Origin of the sequence: Ottowia sp., from assembly GCF_035325765.1 — a bacterium.
In the GTDB taxonomy this organism is placed as follows: Bacteria; Pseudomonadota; Gammaproteobacteria; order Burkholderiales; family Burkholderiaceae_C; genus Ottowia.
In genome coordinates this window covers 37,037-53,938 of the sequence record NZ_DAOKZG010000015.1, presented here as the reverse complement: position 1 = coordinate 53,938, position 16,902 = coordinate 37,037, and the positions used below count along the sequence as shown (strand labels likewise).

At 69.3% G+C, this 16,902-nt stretch carries 15 protein-coding genes; all 15 read right to left on the bottom strand.

What is annotated here, in order from left to right; all coding sequences use genetic code 11:
- Positions 1–144 precede the first annotated feature (144 nt).
- The gene (locus PKA16_RS07370) at positions 145–849 is read right to left on the bottom strand and encodes a Crp/Fnr family transcriptional regulator (RefSeq protein WP_324401875.1); all 705 of its coding nucleotides are present in this window, start codon (positions 847–849) and stop codon (positions 145–147) included.
- 106 nt (positions 850–955) lie between these two features.
- Positions 956–1,693: an ABC transporter ATP-binding protein gene (locus PKA16_RS07365; protein WP_324401852.1), complete on the bottom strand. Its 738-nt coding sequence runs from the start codon at positions 1,691–1,693 to the stop codon at positions 956–958.
- Complete coding sequence (locus PKA16_RS07360; RefSeq protein WP_324401850.1) at positions 1,690–3,507, bottom strand: branched-chain amino acid ABC transporter ATP-binding protein/permease; 1,818 nt, start codon at positions 3,505–3,507, stop codon at positions 1,690–1,692. Before PKA16_RS07360 ends, PKA16_RS07365 begins: the two co-directional genes overlap by 4 nt.
- A complete protein-coding gene (locus tag PKA16_RS07355) occupies positions 3,504–4,532 on the bottom strand; it encodes a branched-chain amino acid ABC transporter permease (protein WP_324401848.1) in 1,029 nt (342 codons plus the stop codon). The genes PKA16_RS07360 and PKA16_RS07355 overlap by 4 nt, the downstream gene beginning before the upstream one ends.
- Before the next feature lie 110 nt (positions 4,533–4,642).
- The gene (locus PKA16_RS07350; RefSeq protein WP_324401874.1) at positions 4,643–5,791 is read right to left on the bottom strand and encodes an ABC transporter substrate-binding protein; all 1,149 of its coding nucleotides are present in this window, start codon (positions 5,789–5,791) and stop codon (positions 4,643–4,645) included.
- Positions 5,792–5,973: 182 nt separating this feature from the next.
- Positions 5,974–7,188: a CaiB/BaiF CoA-transferase family protein gene (locus tag PKA16_RS07345; RefSeq protein ID WP_324401846.1), complete on the bottom strand. Its 1,215-nt coding sequence runs from the start codon at positions 7,186–7,188 to the stop codon at positions 5,974–5,976.
- Between the two features lie 29 nt (positions 7,189–7,217).
- On the bottom strand, positions 7,218–8,207 hold the full coding sequence (locus tag PKA16_RS07340) for a CobD/CbiB family protein (RefSeq protein WP_324401844.1): 990 nt from the start codon (positions 8,205–8,207) through the stop codon (positions 7,218–7,220).
- 537 nt (positions 8,208–8,744) lie between these two features.
- Positions 8,745–9,446 carry a CoA pyrophosphatase gene (locus PKA16_RS07335; RefSeq protein ID WP_324401842.1) on the bottom strand — a complete coding sequence of 234 codons (702 nt, stop codon included), beginning with the start codon at positions 9,444–9,446 and terminating at the stop codon, positions 8,745–8,747.
- 107 nt (positions 9,447–9,553) lie between these two features.
- Complete coding sequence (gene rplS, locus PKA16_RS07330) at positions 9,554–9,949, bottom strand: 50S ribosomal protein L19 (RefSeq protein WP_324401840.1); 396 nt, start codon at positions 9,947–9,949, stop codon at positions 9,554–9,556.
- Between the two features lie 130 nt (positions 9,950–10,079).
- Positions 10,080–10,847: a tRNA (guanosine(37)-N1)-methyltransferase TrmD gene (gene trmD, locus PKA16_RS07325; RefSeq protein ID WP_324401838.1), complete on the bottom strand. Its 768-nt coding sequence runs from the start codon at positions 10,845–10,847 to the stop codon at positions 10,080–10,082.
- 2 nt (positions 10,848–10,849) lie between these two features.
- Entirely contained in the window at positions 10,850–11,800 is a 951-nt protein-coding gene (locus tag PKA16_RS07320; protein ID WP_324401836.1) for an Hsp33 family molecular chaperone HslO, read from the bottom strand.
- A gap of 72 nt (positions 11,801–11,872) precedes the next feature.
- Positions 11,873–12,913: a DapH/DapD/GlmU-related protein gene (locus PKA16_RS07315; protein WP_324401834.1), complete on the bottom strand. Its 1,041-nt coding sequence runs from the start codon at positions 12,911–12,913 to the stop codon at positions 11,873–11,875.
- A 1,024-nt stretch (positions 12,914–13,937) separates the two neighbouring features.
- On the bottom strand, positions 13,938–14,525 hold the full coding sequence (locus PKA16_RS07310; RefSeq protein WP_324401832.1) for a cob(I)yrinic acid a,c-diamide adenosyltransferase: 588 nt from the start codon (positions 14,523–14,525) through the stop codon (positions 13,938–13,940).
- Entirely contained in the window at positions 14,522–15,304 is a 783-nt protein-coding gene (locus PKA16_RS07305) for an FAD-binding oxidoreductase (RefSeq protein WP_324401830.1), read from the bottom strand. Before PKA16_RS07305 ends, PKA16_RS07310 begins: the two co-directional genes overlap by 4 nt.
- A 143-nt stretch (positions 15,305–15,447) precedes the next feature.
- Positions 15,448–16,752 (bottom strand): MFS transporter, encoded by a 1,305-nt coding sequence (locus PKA16_RS07300; protein WP_324401828.1) that lies wholly within the window; start codon positions 16,750–16,752, stop codon positions 15,448–15,450.
- Positions 16,753–16,902: the final 150 nt, after the last annotated feature.

The window sequence follows — 16,902 nt, the reverse complement described above, 5'->3', positions numbered from 1 at the left end:
CCATGCCGGGTTGCACGTCGCGCGGCACACCCGTGCGCGGCCTCCTCGCCCTTGCAGGGCGCGCCCTTCACGGCCCGGGCGGATGCGTCCAACTGCAGTTGCAAGGTTGAAGGCCAATCCCCATGAAGCATCGCAGCGGCCGTTTCACGGCGGCTGGCAGGCGGCGAGCCGGGCGACGTCGGGGATGTGGATGGTGCGCCGCTCGACCACGATCAGCCCCGCTGCAACCAGCTCGCTGAGCACGCGCGAGAAGTATTCCGGCGTGATCGACAGCCGCGAGGCGATGGCCGCCTTGCTGACCGGCAGGGTGATGCTGATCGACTCCCGGCCTTCATCGGGGTGGTCCTGCCGCGGGTGGTCACCCAGCAGGTAGCCGATCACGCGTTGGGTGCCACTGTGCAGCGCGTAGGCTTCGACGTCGCGCACCAGACCGTGCAGCCGCTCCGACAGCCCGGCCAGCATGCGCAGTCCGAACTCGGGACTGGCCTCGATCTCGCGCAGCACCGTGGCGCGCCCGATCGTCAGCAGCAAGGTGTCGGCCAGCGCCTGCGCCGACAGCACGTAGGGCGCGCCCAGGAACATCACGCCCTCGCCGAAGCTGCGCCCCGGCCCGCACAGCTGCACCACCTTCTCGACTCCCGCCGACGACATGGCGAACAGCTTCACATGGCCGGTGACGACGACGTGGAATTCGGCGCAATGGTCGCCAACGCGAAAAATCATGGTGCCGCGCGCGAACCGCCGCAGCCGACAGCCCGCGGCCAAGCGTTGACGCTGCACCGCGTCGACGCTGGAAAACAACGCCAGCGTGCCCAGGTAGCGCGGCAGGTCGAATTTCTCCAGGCTCACGGTGGCGGCGGGCACAGTCGGGACACGAGTGAGCGATCCGGACCTGACGGGCGCCGCGGCACGCTCCGGAAGCGTCCACGCGTCGCCGCAGGGGTCCGGCTCGGCTTCAGGCTGCCTTCTGGCCACCGACACCCAGGTAGGTCTCGATCACGCGCCGGTCGGTCATCAGCTCGCCGGCGTCGCCGCTCAATGCCACCGCCCCCATCTCCAGCACGTAGGCGCGGTCGGCCACCTGCAGCGCGGCGCGCGCATTCTGCTCGATCAGCAGCACCGAGACGCCGAGGTCGCGCAGCGAGGAGACGATGTGCAGGACCTCGCGCACAATCAGCGGCGCGAGGCCGAGCGAGGGCTCGTCCAGCATCAGCAACTGCGGCCGCGCCATCAGGGCACGGCCGATCGCCAGCATCTGGCGCTCGCCGCCGGACAGGGTCGCGGCCAGTTGCGCACGACGCTCCTGCAACCGCGGGAACAGCCCGAACACCTCCTGCATGCGCTCGGCCTGGTCGCGCTGGCCACGCCGCCAGCGCGAGAAGCCGCCCAGCAGCAGGTTGTCCTCGACCGACATCTCGCCGAACAACTCGCGCTTCTCCGGCACCAGGCCGACCCTGCTGGCCACCATGGTCTCGACGCTCGGGCGCGCGATCGTCCGGCCGGCCAGCGTCAGCGTGCCGCTCGAGGGCAACAGACCCATGGTCGCATTCAGCAGCGTCGACTTGCCGGCGCCATTGGGGCCGATCACGGTCACGATCTCACCCTGCTGCACCGTCAGGTCGACCTGGTGCAACGCTTCCACAGGCCCGTAGCAGACCGTGAAGCCGCGCAGCTCCAGCAAGGCCTCGCTCATGCCGTCACTCCCGGAAAGTCGCCACCCAGGTAGGCCTCGAGCACGCGCGGATTGGCCTGTACCTCGGTCGGGGTGCCGAGCGCGATCACGGAGCCGAACTCGAGCACCGTGATGCGGTCGGCCAGGTTCATGACGAACTCCATGTCGTGCTCGACGATCAGGATCGCCAGCCCTTCGGCACGCAACTGCGTCAGCAGTTGCGCCAGCGCCTGCTTTTCCAGGTGGCGCAGGCCCGCGGCAGGCTCGTCCAGCAGCAGGATCACCGGCTGGCCGGCCAGCGCGCGGGCGATCTCGACGATGCGCTGCTGACCCAGCGGCAGCGATGCTGCCGCGGACTCCGTGTAGTCGGCCAGGCCGCAGCGCTCGATCTGGCGCCGCGCCTCGGCCAGCAGGGCCGCCTCCTCCCGCCGGTCGCTGCGCAGCATCGCGGCCAGCCAGCCGCGCTGGCCACGCAGGTGGGCACCGACCGCCACGTTCTCGAGCACGCTGCGCTGGCCGAGCAGGCGCACATGCTGGAAGGTCCGGCCGATGCCGAGCGCGGCAAAGGCGCGCGAGGGCTGCCCCGTCATGGCCTGGCCCAGCACTGTGACCGAGCCCGAGGTCGGATCATCGACACCGGAGATCATGTTGAAGAAGGTGCTCTTGCCGGCGCCATTGGGGCCGATCAGGGCATGGATCTCGCCGGCCTTGACGTCCAGGTTGACGGCGTTGTTGGCCACCAGGCCACTGAAGCGCTTGGTCACCTCACGTGCATCCAGCACCACCGCGCCGGCCTGCGGCAGCGCGCGCTGGGCCAGCGCGACGGGCCTGGCCGGCGCGCGTGCGGGCGCCGGCTTGAGAAACCTGCGCGACCAGCCGGCCAGCAGCGGCCACACGCCTTCCGCGGCGTGCTGCAGCACGAGCAGCATGAGCAGGCCGAGCACCACCAGCTCGAAGTTGCCGCTCTCGCCCAGCAGGCGTGGCAGCCAGTCCTGCAACTGCTGCTTCAGCAGGGTGATCAGGGCCGCACCCAGCACGCCACCCCACAAGTAGCCGGACCCACCCACCACGGCCATGAACAGATACTCGATGCCGATGTTGAGGTTGAACGGCGTCGGATTGACGAAGCGCTGCAGGTGGGCATAGAGCCAGCCCGACACCGCTGCCAGCAGGGCCGCCAGCACGAACAGCTTGATGCGCTGGCGCGCGGTGTCGACGCCCATCGATTCGGCCATCACGCGTCCGCTCTTGAGCGCCCGGATGGCCCGGCCCTCGCGCGAATCGAGCAGATTGTGCAGGGCCCAGATGGCCAGCAACAGCACGGCCCAGATCAGCACGCCGAGCGCGCGCGGCGAAGTCAGCTCGTAGCTGCCCAGCGCCAGCGGCGGCACGCCGGCCACGCCGGTGTGACCGCCCAGGGCCTCGACGTTGCCGAAGATGTAGAAGAGGGCCAGGCCCCAGGCCAGCGTCGCCAGCGGCAGGAAGTGACCCGCCAGTGGCAGCGTCACGGCGCCCAGCACCCAGGCGATCAGCGCCGTCGCGATCAACCCCAGCAGCAGTCCGAACCAGGGCAGCACGCCCGGCGGCAATGCCGCCAGGGCCTGCGCGGCCGTCGGCGAGGTGCACAGCCAGGCCGTCGCGTAGGCGCCCAGGCCGACAAAGGCAGCCTGGCCGAACGAGGTGATGCCGCCGACCCCGGTCAGCAGCACCAGCCCGACCGCGACCATGGCGTACAGGCCGATGTAGGCCAGCAACGTGATGGTGAAGGGCGGCAGCAGCGGCCAGGCGATGGCCAGGACGACGACCGCCAGCACGGTCAAGTGGCGCGGGCTCATTCCTCGTCCTCCACGTGGCGCGTGTTGAGCGAGCGCCACCAGAGCACCGGAATGATCATCGTGAACACGATGACCTCCTTGAAGGCGCTGGCCCAGAAGGACGAAAAGGACTCGAGCTGGCCGACGATGACGGCGCCGAGCACCGCCACCGGATAGCTGGAAAGGCCGCCGACGATGGCTGCGACGAAACCCTTGAGACCGATCAGGAAGCCGGTGTCGTAGTAGATGGTGGTGATCGGCGCGATCAGCAGCCCGCAGACGGCGCCGATCAGCGCCGCCAGCGCAAAGCAGACATCTCCAGAAAGGTCGGTCGGAATGCCCATCAGGCGCGCACCGACGCGGTTGATGGCGGTGGCGCGCAACGCCTTGCCGATGATCGAGCGCTCGAAAAACACGAACATGGCGACCACCAGCACCGCGGTGGCGCCCACCACCACCAGCGACTGGCCCACCACCGGAATGCCGCCCACGTCCCAGTTCGCGTCCCACATCGACGCGGTGCGCGAACCCTCGGCGCCGAAATAATACAAGCCCAGCCCGACCAGGATCCAGTGCAGCGCCACCGAGACGATCAGCAGCATCAGCACCGAGGCATGGGCCAGCGGGCGATACACCAGCCGGTACAGCAGCGGCCCCATCGGAGTCACCAGCGCCAGCACCGTCAGCGCCTGCAACCAGGCCGACTCGGGCCGGACGCCCAGGATCAGGATGGCGGCCAGCAGCGGCAGCGCCACGGCCCAGGCCAGGGTGGACTTCCAGTCCACCACCAGGCCGCGCCACTGGCGCCAGGCCTCGACCACCAGCGTGACCAGCGCCAGCGCCAGCAGCAGCCAGATTGCCGCCGGCATGCCGCCCGCCTGGATCGCGGCCATCGACAAGGCGGCGTAGGTGACGAACTCGCCCTGCGGAATGAAGATCGCGCGCGTGACCGAGAACACCAGCACCAGGGCCAGCGCCATCAGCGCGTAGATGGCGCCGGTCACGATGCCGTCCTGCCCCAGCATCAGGGCGATTTGCAGATCCATGAATGCAATGCTTGCAAGAACGGGCCGGGTGGCGTGCTCAGATCACCCACCCGACCCGCGTCGCGCATGAACGGGACACGCGCGATTGTGGCTCAAAACGTCCCCGGGACTTATTTGTCGCCCTGGTAGACCCACTTGCCGTTTTCGATGCGCACCATCACGCGCGCCCGCTGGTCCAGTCCCAGGTGGTCCTGCGGCGACATGTTGAAGATGCCGTGCGCGCCGGCCACCTCGTGCGTGGCTTCCAGCGCGTCACGCAGTGCCGCGCGGAACTCCTTGGTGCCTGGCTGTGCCGACTTGAGCGCCACCGGGATCGCTGCCTGCAGGACCTTGCCGGCGTCCCAGGCATGGCCGCCGAAGGTGGAGACGCTGCCCTTGCCGTGCGCGCCCTCGTAGGCCTTGATGTACTCGAGCGCCGAGGCCCGCACCGGGTTGGAGGCCGGCAGCTGCTCCGCGACCAGCACCGGGCCGGACGGCAGGTAGGCGCCTTCCACGCCCTTGCCACCGACGCGCAGGAAGTCGTTGTTGGCCACGCCGTGCGTCTGGTAGATCTTGCCCTTGTAGCCGCGCTCGTTGAGCGTGGTCTGAGGCAGCGCCGACGGCGTGCCCGAGCCGGCCACCAGGATGGCGTCGGGCTTGGCCGACATCAGCTTCAGCACCTGGCCGGTGACGGCGGTGTCGTTGCGCGCGTAGCGCTCGTTGGCCACCAGCTTGATCTTCTTCAGGTCGAGCGCCTTGACGGTTTCCTTGTACCAGCCCTCGCCATAGGCGTCGGAGAAACCGATGAAGCCCACCGTCTTCACGTCGTGGGCCGCCATGTGTTCGGCGATCGCCAGCGCCATCATGATGTCGTTCTGCGGCGTCTTGAAGACCCAGCGCTTCTTGGCGTCCTGCGGCTCGATGATGGCGGCCGAGGCACCCATGGCGATCATCGGCGTCTGCGCCTCCGCGACGACGTCGATCATGGCGAGCGAGGTCGGCGTGGTGGAGGATCCGATGATCACGTCCGCGTTGTGCTCGGAAATGAGCTTGCGCGTGTTGGTCACCGTCTGCGTGGTGTCCGAAGCGTCATCGAGCATGGTGTAGATGATCTTCTGCCCGCCGATGGTCTGGGGCAGCAGCGCCAGCGTGTTCTTTTCCGGGATGCCGAGCGACGCGGCGGGGCCCGTGGCCGACACCGTCACGCCGACGTTGATGTCGGCCCAGGCCGTCATCGAGAAACCGACGGCAGCCACGCACGCCAGCACGATCTTCTTCATCTTCATGGGTTTGCTCCAGGCAGGAAGGAAATGGAAAAAAAGGGGACAGAACCCGGGACGGCGCCATGGGGTGACCGCCCGGTCGGTTAATGATTGTATCGACGCGTTGTCGTGTTCCAGCCTCCGGGCGACTGGGAATTACCCTAGCCGGACCCCGCCCCGGCTGCAGGCGAGGCGCCGCCTCAAGCGACCACGCCGGCCGTGCGCAGGCGGGCAATCTCGCCGGCGTCGTAGCCGAGCGAAGCCAGCACCGTGTCGGTGTGTTCGCCCATGCGCGGCGGGCTCGCGCGCACCCCCAGGTGCGCCCCACCGAGGGTGATGGGCAGCAGCGTGGTCTGCACCGTCTGGCCGGCACGCGCGCCATCCGTGAGCACGATGTCGGCCAGCGCGCCGGTGGCGCGCAGATGCGGATCGTCGTAGAGCTGGTCGGGCCGGCTGATCGGCGCGTACGGCAGGCCGACACGTTCGAACAGCGCGGCCAGCTCGGCGGCCGGGCGCCCGGCCAGGCGCTCGCGCAGCAACGGAATCAGCGTGCCACGCGCACGCACGCGGTGGTTGTTGCTGGCGTAGCGCGGGTCGTCCTTCAGGTCCGCGAGGCCGAGCGCGTCACAGAACGTTGCCCACTGCGCATCGCTGACGGCGGCCAGGAAGATCTGCTCGCCGCCGGCGACCGTGAACACGTCGTACACGCCCCAGGGCGAGATGCGCTCGGGCATCGGCGCTGCCGCCTGGCCGGTGATGGCGTACTGCAGCATGTGCTGGCCGACCAGGAACACGTTGTTCTCGAACAGCGCGCTCTGCACCTCCTGGCCGCGCCCGGTGATGCCGCGCTGCACCAGCGCGCCGAGCGCGCCGATGGCGCCGAACATGCCGCCCATGATGTCGTTGACGCTGGTGCCGGCGCGCAGCGGGTCGCCCGGCCGGCCGGTCATGTAGGCCAGGCCGCCCATCATCTGAACCACCTCGTCGAGCGCCGTGCGGTGCTCGTAGGGGCCCGGCAGGAAGCCCTTGCAACTGACATAGATCAGGCGCGGCGCGGCCTCGCGCAGGGCCGCGTAGTCGAGCCCGTACTTGCCCATGGTGCCGGGCTTGAAGTTCTCGGCCACGACGTCGGCCGAAAGCGCCAACCGCCGCGCCACCGCCGCGCCCTCGGGATGGTGGAGGTCGATCGCGACGCTCTTCTTGTTGCGATTGAACATCGGGAAGAAGCCCGACCCCATGCCCAGCAGGTGACGCGTGCGGTCGCCAGCCACCGGCTCGACCTTGATCACCTCGGCGCCCAGATCCGCCAGCACCAGGCCGCAGGTCGGGCCCATCACCATGTGCGTGAATTCGACCACCTTCAGGCCGGCCAGCGGCAGTTCGTGCCTGTCGTCCGGATGCGCTTGCGCCACCATCGTCTCCTCCTCGGGCTTCGGCCTGCCGCTCACCCCAGCACGTGCGCCAGCGTGAGCAGCACCAGCAGCAGCAGCCACAGCGCCACCATGCGCCACATCAGGCCGACCACGCGCGCGAAGTGCACCGGGTCGGGCAGGTCACCGGGCATGCCGCCGGCGTCGGGCTCAATGCCCGCCGTGGCCGGTACGCCATCGTGTGGCCGCACCGGCGCCGGGCGCAGCACCGCCGCCCCGCCCAGCCGCACGCCCAGGGCGCCCGCCGCGGCTGCCAGGATGACGCCATCGTTCGGGTTGGAAAATCGGTGCGCGAACTGGCGCCAGGTCTCGATCGCGTCCTCGAAGCTGCCCACGATCGCCAGGCCGAGCGCCGTGATGCGCGCAGGCAGCCAGTCGATCCAGTACCACGCGAGCCGGGCGGCGTAGCTCAGCACCGCGCTGGCCGAGCGTTCGGGCAACTGCGGCTGGTGGCGCCACTGCCGCGACACGCGCTCGGCCTGCCGGTACAGCACGGCTCCGGCCGGGCCGAGCCCCGCCACCGCGAGCACGCAGAACCAGGCCAGCACGCCGAACACGTGGCGGTGCGAGGCCAGCACCGACTGCTCCAGCACCTGGCGCACGATCTCGCTGCGCGAGACGCGCCCCACGTCGGCGCCCTGCCAGCGCGCCAGCAACGCGCGCGCGCGCTCTTCGTCGCCCATCTCCAGGGCTTCGCGGATCGCCGTGAAGTGATGGCTGAACTGGCGGAAGCCGAGCGTCAGGTAGAGCACGCCGATCGACCACAGCAGGGCCAGGGGCCAGCCCAGCAGCCAGCCGAGCACCGCGTGCACCGCGGCCACCGCCAGCGCCGGCAGCATCACCACCAGCGCCCACGCCAGCCAAGCATGCTGGGCGCGACCGGTGTCGACGTTGCGTGCCACCGCGCGAGCCCAGTGCTCCAGTTGCCGCGCCACCGGATACCGGGCGGTGGGCGGGCGCACCTGCTCCAGCAGCAGGGCAACCACGATGGCCAGCAGGATCATGCCGGGATGATAGTCATCCCGACTCCGCCCGGCCCCCGGAACACTCTCGCGGCGACCCTTCAGCCTGGAAACGGCAGTTCGACGCGTCCGCCAGTGCCGCACTCGGCGTGGCAGGCGAGGCGCGAGGACGCGGCAGGCTCGTGCCTGCAAGGACGATCAACGACGCATGGCGCGGCGAGCGTGGTGCTGGCGGGCGTGTAGCGCGCTTACTCACGGGGTGAACGGGAGAGAAGCCACCAACGTCCATGGCCATGCGGGTTTGGAGAAGGTTGCAAGCGGTCAACTGCCGTTTCTGGGTTCAGCCATCCTTGACATCAGGCGTCACCCGCGACGCCTGAAGCAGCATGGCTTCGATGGTCGCGGCGCAGGCCGGCCGCAGGCACACGTGGCCGGGGTCTCCCTGGGCAGCGCGACCCCGTTCCACGCGACCGAGGCCCGCGGCCCCAGGCCTGCGTGTGCACGTCTGGACGGGCCGAAGGGCCGACGCTTCGGTCGGGGCGAGCCCGTGGAGTGCAGCGACGCCAGGGGCGCTCCCCGTCACGCCAGCAGGAAACGGTACAGGTTGCGCAGCATGCCCGCGGTCGCGCCCCAGATGAAATGCTCGTCCCCGCCCGGCCGCGCAGGCTCGCGATACGGCATCGAATACCACTCCCGCACGCTGCCGTTCCACTCGAAGCGGTGCCGCCGGTGATGCGCCGGATCCATCAGGAAGTTCAGCGGCACCTCGAACGCCTGTGCCACCTCGGCCGCATTGGGATGCAGTTCGAAGCCAGCACGCACCAGGCCGACCACGGGCGTGATGATGTACTGCGAGCCGGTCACGTAGACCGGCAACTCGCCAAGCACGTCGACGAAGTCACGCCCGAGGCCGACCTCCTCGCGCGTCTCGCGCAGCGCCGCGTCCACCGCGTCGGCATCGCCCGCATCCACCTTGCCGCCCGGAAACGCGACCTGGCCCGAATGCGTGGGCAGGTGCGCGCTGCGCTCGGTCAGCAGCACCGACAGGCCGGCGGGGCGCTGCACCAGTGGCACCAGCACCGCTGCCGGCGCGGGGGCGCGATCAACGAAGCGCGGCTCGCGGCGCACTTCGGGCTGCCACGGCGGCGGCGCCCGAAAGCGCTGGCGCAGCGCAGCCGGGGTCAGCCGCTCGACCGGCACCGCCGGCAGGTGGCTGTCCACCTCCAGCACCGGAATCTGGCGCGGATCAAACGACGGTAACTCGATCGACGGAGAAGCCATGCCGTGCGCACGCAGGGAAGAAAACAAGAAACCGCCCCGGCGCGGCGCGCTTCGGGGCGGTTTTGCAGCATACCGGCTTTTGCCCGGCGGCGCCGGGCAGGGCGAACTCAGGCGCTGGCCTGAACGGCCTCGGCCGGCTTGCCCGCGCGACCCGGCAGCTTTTCCTTGATGCGCGCCTTCTTGCCGCTGAGTCCTCGCAGGTAGTAAAGCTTGGCGCGGCGCACGTCGCCGCGGCGCTTGACCTCGACCTTGGCGATCAGCGGCGAATAGGTCTGGAAGGTGCGTTCCACGCCTTCGCCGCTGGAAATCTTGCGCACCGTGAAGCTGCTGTTCAGGCCGCGGTTGCGCTTGGCGATCACCACGCCTTCATAAGCCTGCACCCGCTTGCGCGTGCCTTCGACCACGTTGACGCTGACGATCACGGTGTCGCCGGGCCCGAAGTCGGGGACGCTCTTGCCCAGGCGGGCGATTTCCTCTTGCTCGAGGGTCTGGATCAGGTTCATGATGCTTTCCTGTCTCGATCGTGCACTCGCTACACTGGGGGCGGCGGGTCAAACCCTTGCAAACTGCTGTGGGCTCGCGCGCGAAACGCAAGCCCCGGCCGCGGCGGGCAGAGGATCGAAAAGCTTTTCATTATAACGCGACTGGCTGATCCGACAGGACCTGCTCGTCGCGCGCATCGAGCTGGCCGGCGGCCCGCGCGCGCGCGATCAGTTCCGGCCGCTGGCGCGCCGTCAGGGCGAGGCGCTGGTCGCGGCGCCAGCGCTCGATGCGCGCGTGGTGGCCCGACAGCAGCACGTCCGGCACGCCCAGGCCGCGCCACACTTCGGGACGCGTGTAGTGCGGGCAGTCGAGCAGCCCGTCCAGCGCCGGATTGAAGCTGTCCTGCTGGTGGCTGCCGGCGTCGCCCAGCACGCCGGGCAGCAGCCGCGCCACCGCGTCCAGCAGCGCCAGCGCCGCGATCTCGCCACCCGAGAGCACGAAGTCGCCGAGGCTGAGCTGGCGGTCGACATGGGCGTCGATGAAGCGCTGGTCCACGCCTTCGTAGCGCCCGCACACCAGGATGGCGCCGGCGCTGGCGGCCCAACGACCGACCTCGGCGTGGCCCAGGCGCTGGCCGGCGGGCGAGAACAGCAGCACCGGTGCCAGCGCGTCGGGCGCGTCGCCCCGGTCCGCGCGCACCGCTTCCAGGCAGCGTGCCAGCGGCTCGGCCAGCAGCACCATGCCGGGGCCGCCGCCGAACGGGCGGTCGTCGACCCGCCGGTAGTGGCCTTCGGCGTATTCGCGCGGATTCCACAGCCGCAACTCGATCTGCCCCCCGGCATAGGCGCGGCGCGCGATGCCGGCCTGCAGGAAGGGCTGGAACAGCTCCGGGAACAGGGTCAGGACGTCGAAGCGCATGGTCATTGCACGGCGGGCGGCTGCGGCACGCGCTGCTCGGCCGGCGTGAACAGGCGCGCCACGTCGACCGCGTCGAAGCGCTCCTGCCGGCCGCAGAAGTCACAGCCCACCTCGACCTGACCGCGCTCGTCCAGCACCGATTCGACCTCGTTGCGCCCCAGCCCCGTCAGCATCGCGGCCATGCGCGCGCGGCTGCACGAGCAGGCAAAGCGCGGGCCGCGCGCGCCCTGCAGGCGGTCCAGCCGCAGCAGGCGCTCGTCCCAGAACAGGCGCCGCAGCACGGTGTCGGCGTCCAGGTCGAGGAGTTCCTCGTGGCGCAGGCTGCGCGCCAGCAGCGACAGGCGTGCGAAGTCGTCTTCACCCTCCTCCGCCGTGCCGGCTTGCGCCGGCGCCGGCAGGCGCTGCAGCAGCAGGCCGGCAGCCACCCGGTCGTCGGCCGCCAGCACCAGGGCGGTGTCCAGTTGCTCGGACTGGCGCATGTAGTGCTCGACCATCGCGCCCACGCGTTCCAGGCGCCGCCCCTGGGCGTCGACCAGTGGCACCACGCCCTGGTAGGGATGCTGGCCGGGCGCGCGCGGATCGAGCGTGATGGCGCAGCGCCCCTGGCCGTGCGCGTTCACCAGGTCGCTCAGGGGCAGGCCCGGCGCCACCGGGCCGGTCAGCGTGGCGGTGGCGCGCAGCCGCAGGTCGGCCTGCACCTCGGCCACCGCCAGCTTGAGCGGACCGTCGCCCTGGATCTGCAGCACCAGCGCGCCGTCGAACTTGATGCTGCCCTGCATCAGCACGGCGACGGCGGCCAGCTCGCCCAGCACGCCCGCCACCGGCGCCGGGTAGGCACCGGTTTCGGTGTTGGCCGCCCGGCGCGCGAGCAGTTCCTGCCAGGCGTCGGTCAGCCGCACCAGTTGGCCGCGCACCGGCAGGCCGTCGAAGATGAATTTGTGCAGTTCGCCCATTTGGATGTTCAATTCCGGCCAGCGGACCGGGCCAGGGGACAGCCGCCATCGAGCCGGGTTTCCAGGCCTGCTTCAGCCGTCTTGCTGGTGCCGATAAAACTCGCTGTATTCCTTGTAGATGGAAATGATGTCGAGAAAGCCGTCGCCTTCCCGCTTGCGGATCTCGCGAAAGGGCCGGGCCGGCCGCCCGGCCCAGATCCAGCCCGACTCGATGCGCGCGCCCGGCTCCACCCAGGCGCCCGCGCCCACGCAGGCGCCGGCCTCCACCACCACGCCGTCGGCCAGCACCGAGGCCATGCCGATCAACGCCCGGTCGCCGATCGAGCCGGAGCCGATGCGCACATTGTGGCCCACCGTGACGTCGTCGCCGATCACCAGCTCGCCCGACGCGCCGGACACGCGCAGCAGCGAGTTGTCCTGGATATTGCTGCCGCGGCCGATGGCGATGCGGCCAGCGCCCGCATCGATGACGCAGGCGAAGTAGATGGCGCCTTCGTCGGCCAGTTCAATGGTCCCGCCGCAACCGGCCGTGGCGGCGACGAAGGTGGCGACGGGCCGATGCAGATCGGCCGGCCGCGCCGGGACAACGACCGGCCCGAGCGGCATGGCGCCGGCCGGCGCCTGGGCCGGCACGGCGCCCCGGCGCAGGGCCTGGTGCCACCGGGCCAGCTCGCCCGCGGCCAGCGGGCGCACGGCGCGCGCCGGATTGCCGGCGTACACGTGCTCGCCCTCGAGCGTCTTGCGCGGCGGCACGATGGTGTCGGGCAGCAGCAGCGCGCGCGCGCCCACCACCGCTCCGTCCATGACCGTGCTGCCGGGGCCCAGCACCACCTCGTCGCCCAGCGTGCAGCCATGGACCAGGGCGTAGCGGCCGATGGTGGCGCGATCGCCCACGCGCGTGCCGTACACGTCATGCACGATGTGGATGGTGGCACGCTCGCCCAGGAACACGTCCTGTCCCAGGTCGACGGCCTCGCCGTCGGCGCGCACGGTGGCGTACTCGCCGAGCGTCAGGCCGGGGCCGGCGCGGACCCGGCCGATCACCAGGGCATGGGCACCGATCGCCGACGACCCCTCGAGTCGGGGTAAATAATTGAGGTAAGACAGTCTCATGGCCGGCGTTGCGAACTGGGTTCAACCTGGAAACCGCAGTTGGATGCGCCCGCCGGTGCCGCCCTCGGCGTGCCAGGCAAGAGTGAGCGCCGCGGCTCCAAAGGCGCCTGCGCGCCTTGGGACGGCGCGAACGGGCCCAGCCTCCGGCTGGGCCGCACCCTGCAAGGGAGAGGACGCCGCGCACTCGTGTGCGCCAGGACGAGCAACGCCGCATGGCGCGGCCAGCGCGGTGCTGGCGGGTGCAGAGCGCGCTCACCCGACAGGTGAACGCGATCGGAGTGGGAAAGGTCAATGGCCATGCGGATTGCGAGACATTCACGAGCGGTCAACTGCGGTTTCTAGATTCAATGCTACGACGAGACAAAAGTCCACACGAACACCCATCGATGTATCGGCGCGCCACGATCCACGCGGAGATCGTTCACGGTGTGTCCTTGTTCACCGACAGTCCCGCAGATCCCAGGCAAGCGCAAGGCTCTTGACGCAAAGAGCGCCCTTGTGGCGTCCAATACCAAGTCGCGTTCAAGAATATGACAAATGACGCCGGCTGACGCCGGCATGACAGATGACCCGATCCGTCATGGGTCATGGCTCAAGTCGCCATTTATGTTGATGCCCGTCCTGGTTGCTCACAGGCGTGGAGGAGGTCGGCGACAAGGACCGGTGTCATTGCGAGGAATTGGCCTTTGGCCGCGAGCGCAACAAGCCCTCAGCCGCGAGCGAAGCGTGGCGGGTGGCGGGTAGCGCAGCAGGCGAGGCGGCGGCATCAGGTCGAGCGCCGCTGCTGGACCGCCACGGCCTGCGGCCTCGCGGTGACGGGGGAGAAGCGTCGCCGGCTCTTGCCGCGTCATTGCGAGGCGCCGCAGGCGACGCGGCAACCCAGCAATGCCGCATGGTGCGGTCAGCGCGGTGCTGGCGGGTGCATGGCGTGCTCACCCGACAGGTGAACGCGATCGGGGTGGGAAAGGTCAATGGCCATGCGGATTTCGAGACATTCACGAGCGGTCAACTGCGGTTTCCAGGTTCAATCCCGCGCCACCCCGGCGTGGCTCGCAGGCTCCTCGGCATCGCCAGCCGCCTGCCGTGCCAACACGTACAGCAGGTCGGAAACGCGGTTCAGGTAGATGCCGACCTGCGGATTGACGGCACCGGGCGCGCCAGCCTGCGGGCTGCGTGCGTGGGCCACCAGGCGACGCTCGGCACGGCGCACCTGCGTGCGAGCCATGTCGAGTGCAACCGACGCCAGGTTCGCGCCGGGCACGACGAACACCGGACGCAGGGGCTTGGCCGCCATGCGCTGATCGATCAAGGCTTCGAGGTGCGTCACCATCGCCGGGGTCAGCAGCGAGATGCCGGCGACCAGGCGGTCACGGGCATGCGGGTTGGTCACCAGGTCGGCGGCGGCAACGAACAGGTCGCGCTGCACCCCCAGGATGATCGCCGCCAGCGCGTCGTCGGTCGCGTGGACGCGCGCCAGGCCGAGCGTGGCCACGGTTTCGTCGATGCTGCCGATCGCTTCCATCAACGAATCGGCCTTGGACGTGCGCCCGCCGTACAGCAGGCCGGTGCTGCCGTCGTCGCCCAGTTTGGTGTAGATGCGGCTGCCGCTCATGTCGTCTCTCCTGTGCTGTCCGGGCCGGACGGCGCCTCGGGGGCGGTGCCCAGCCAGGGTTGTGGATCGCTGAAAAATTCTTCGGTGTGGATGTCGGTGGTGGCCGCGCCGAGCGCGTGCGCGGCCGCGGCGCACCCGACCACGAAGCCGGATGGCCCGGCCGCAAACACCTCCCAGCCCGCCAGCTCGCCCACGGCGTCGGCCAACTGCGCAGGAATCCGCCCGTGGCGCGGCGCCGTGCGCTCGCGCGTCAGCGTGTGCAGATATCGAAACCGCGGGTGTTCGGCCTGCCAGCGCGCAAGCTCGGCATCGCCGATCAGGTCGGCCGCGGTGCGGCATGAAAAGAACAGCGTCACAGATCGGCCAGGTTCTTCGGCCAGCATGGCTTCGGCCAGCGCCCGCACCGGCGCAAGGCCGGAGCCGGCGCCCAGCAGCAAGGCCGGAGCGGTTCGCCCGGGCTGCGCCACCAGCATGCCGTAGGGGCCTTCGAGCAGCACTTCATCGTCCGCCCGCAGATCGTGCGCCCAGGCGCTGGTGCGGCCCTCTGGAACCAGGGTCACCAGCAGGCAGATCGCGCCGTCCGCGCGCGGCGCACTGGCCACCGAATAGGAACGCTGCGGCACGTGCCAATCGCCATCGCACAGCAACACGTACTGGCCGGCGCGATAGGTCAATGCGGCATCGACGGGCGTCAACCACATTTCCCGGATCACGGGCGTGACCAGCTCGTTCGAGCGCACCCGATACCTGTGCTCGCTCCAGGTGTCGGTTCCGGTCACGAGATTGCCCTCCGACACGCGTTCCGGGAAGGACGCCGAGCCCGAGAGCCTGGGCACCGGATCGCCCCGCGAACCCGGGCGAAACCCATCCTCGCAGACACGGCGGCGACTCTCATCTGGGTGACCTCGGTGGTCCGCTCCACCTATCGATTGAATTTCCGCGGTGACAGCGTCAGCACCAGCGCGGCGCCGATGAACAGTGCCACGGCCAGGACGATCACCCCGGCGTTCGTGGACCCGGTGGCATCCTTCACCCAGCCGAGCAGGAACGGACTGACGAAGCCGGCCACGCTGCCCACCGAGTTCGCGAGCGCCAGCCCCATGGCGGCGGCCGCGCCCGCCAGGATGGCCGGAGGCAGGGTGTAGAACTGCGGAATGCAGGTAATGATTCCCGCCGTGGCCACCGTGAGGAAGATCAGCGCCATGACGACGTCCGTGTCGTAGATCGCGCTGAAGATCAGGGCGATGCCGCCCACCGCGGCCGGGACGGCAAGATGCCAGCGACGCTCCTTTCTGGCGTCCGAGCTCCTGCCAATGAGATACATGGCGACCAAGGCGCCCGCATAGGGGATCGCAGTGAGCATGCCGACCTGCAGCACATCGCTCACGCCCGCCGCCCGGATGATGCTGGGCAACCAGAAACTGACGCCATAAAGGCCCATCGTGAAGAAGAAATAGATCCCCGACAGCAACAGCACCGTCGGATGCGTCAACCCGGCGCGGATCGACGTCAGCTCCTTGCTCTTGTTCTCGTTTGCCAGATCCTTCTCGATCGTCGCCTTCTCCTCCGGCGTCAGCCATTTCGCCTCGTGGACGGAGCGATCCAGGTAGAAAAACGCCATCACCCCGAACAAGACGGTGGGCACCGCCTCGATGAAGAACATCCACTGCCATCCCGACCAGCCGAAGTGACCGTGGAACATCTTCATGATCCACCCGGAGAGCGGACCGCCGATCACCCCTGCCAGCGGAATGCCGGCCAGGAACAGGGCCGTCACGCGGCCTCTCTGGTCCGACGGATACCAGATCGTCAGGTAATAGAGAATGGCGGGAATGAAGCCGGCCTCGGCCACGCCCAGCAGGAATCGGACGATGTAGAACTGGGTCGGTGTCTGGACCAGCATGGTGGCCGCCGACAGGATGCCCCAGGTCACCATGATGCGCGCGATCCATATCCTGGCTCCGACGCGCATCATCACCATGTTGCTGGGGATCTCGAATATCACGTATCCGACGAAAAACAGCCCGGCACCGAGTCCGTAGACCGTCTCGCTGAACTGGAGCTCGCTCAACATCTCGAGCTTGGCGAAGCCGACGTTGATGCGATCAAGGTACGAACACAGATAGCACACCAGGAGAAACGGAATCAGGCGCCAGGTCACCTTTTTGTAGACATCCAGGCGTCGCTCGCTCTCCAGATGCAAGGCATCGGTTGCAATATCGGTCATCATTGATTTCCTTCAGGATCGGATTGCGCCGCGATTGCCTCGCGGAATGCGGCATGGGCGGGGTCAGAGAGGGGTCGCCGGTCAGGCTGCGGTTTGCGTGTGGCGTGGATTGCCGGCCTGGCGCACGGGCGATCGGGTTCGGCGCGCAGG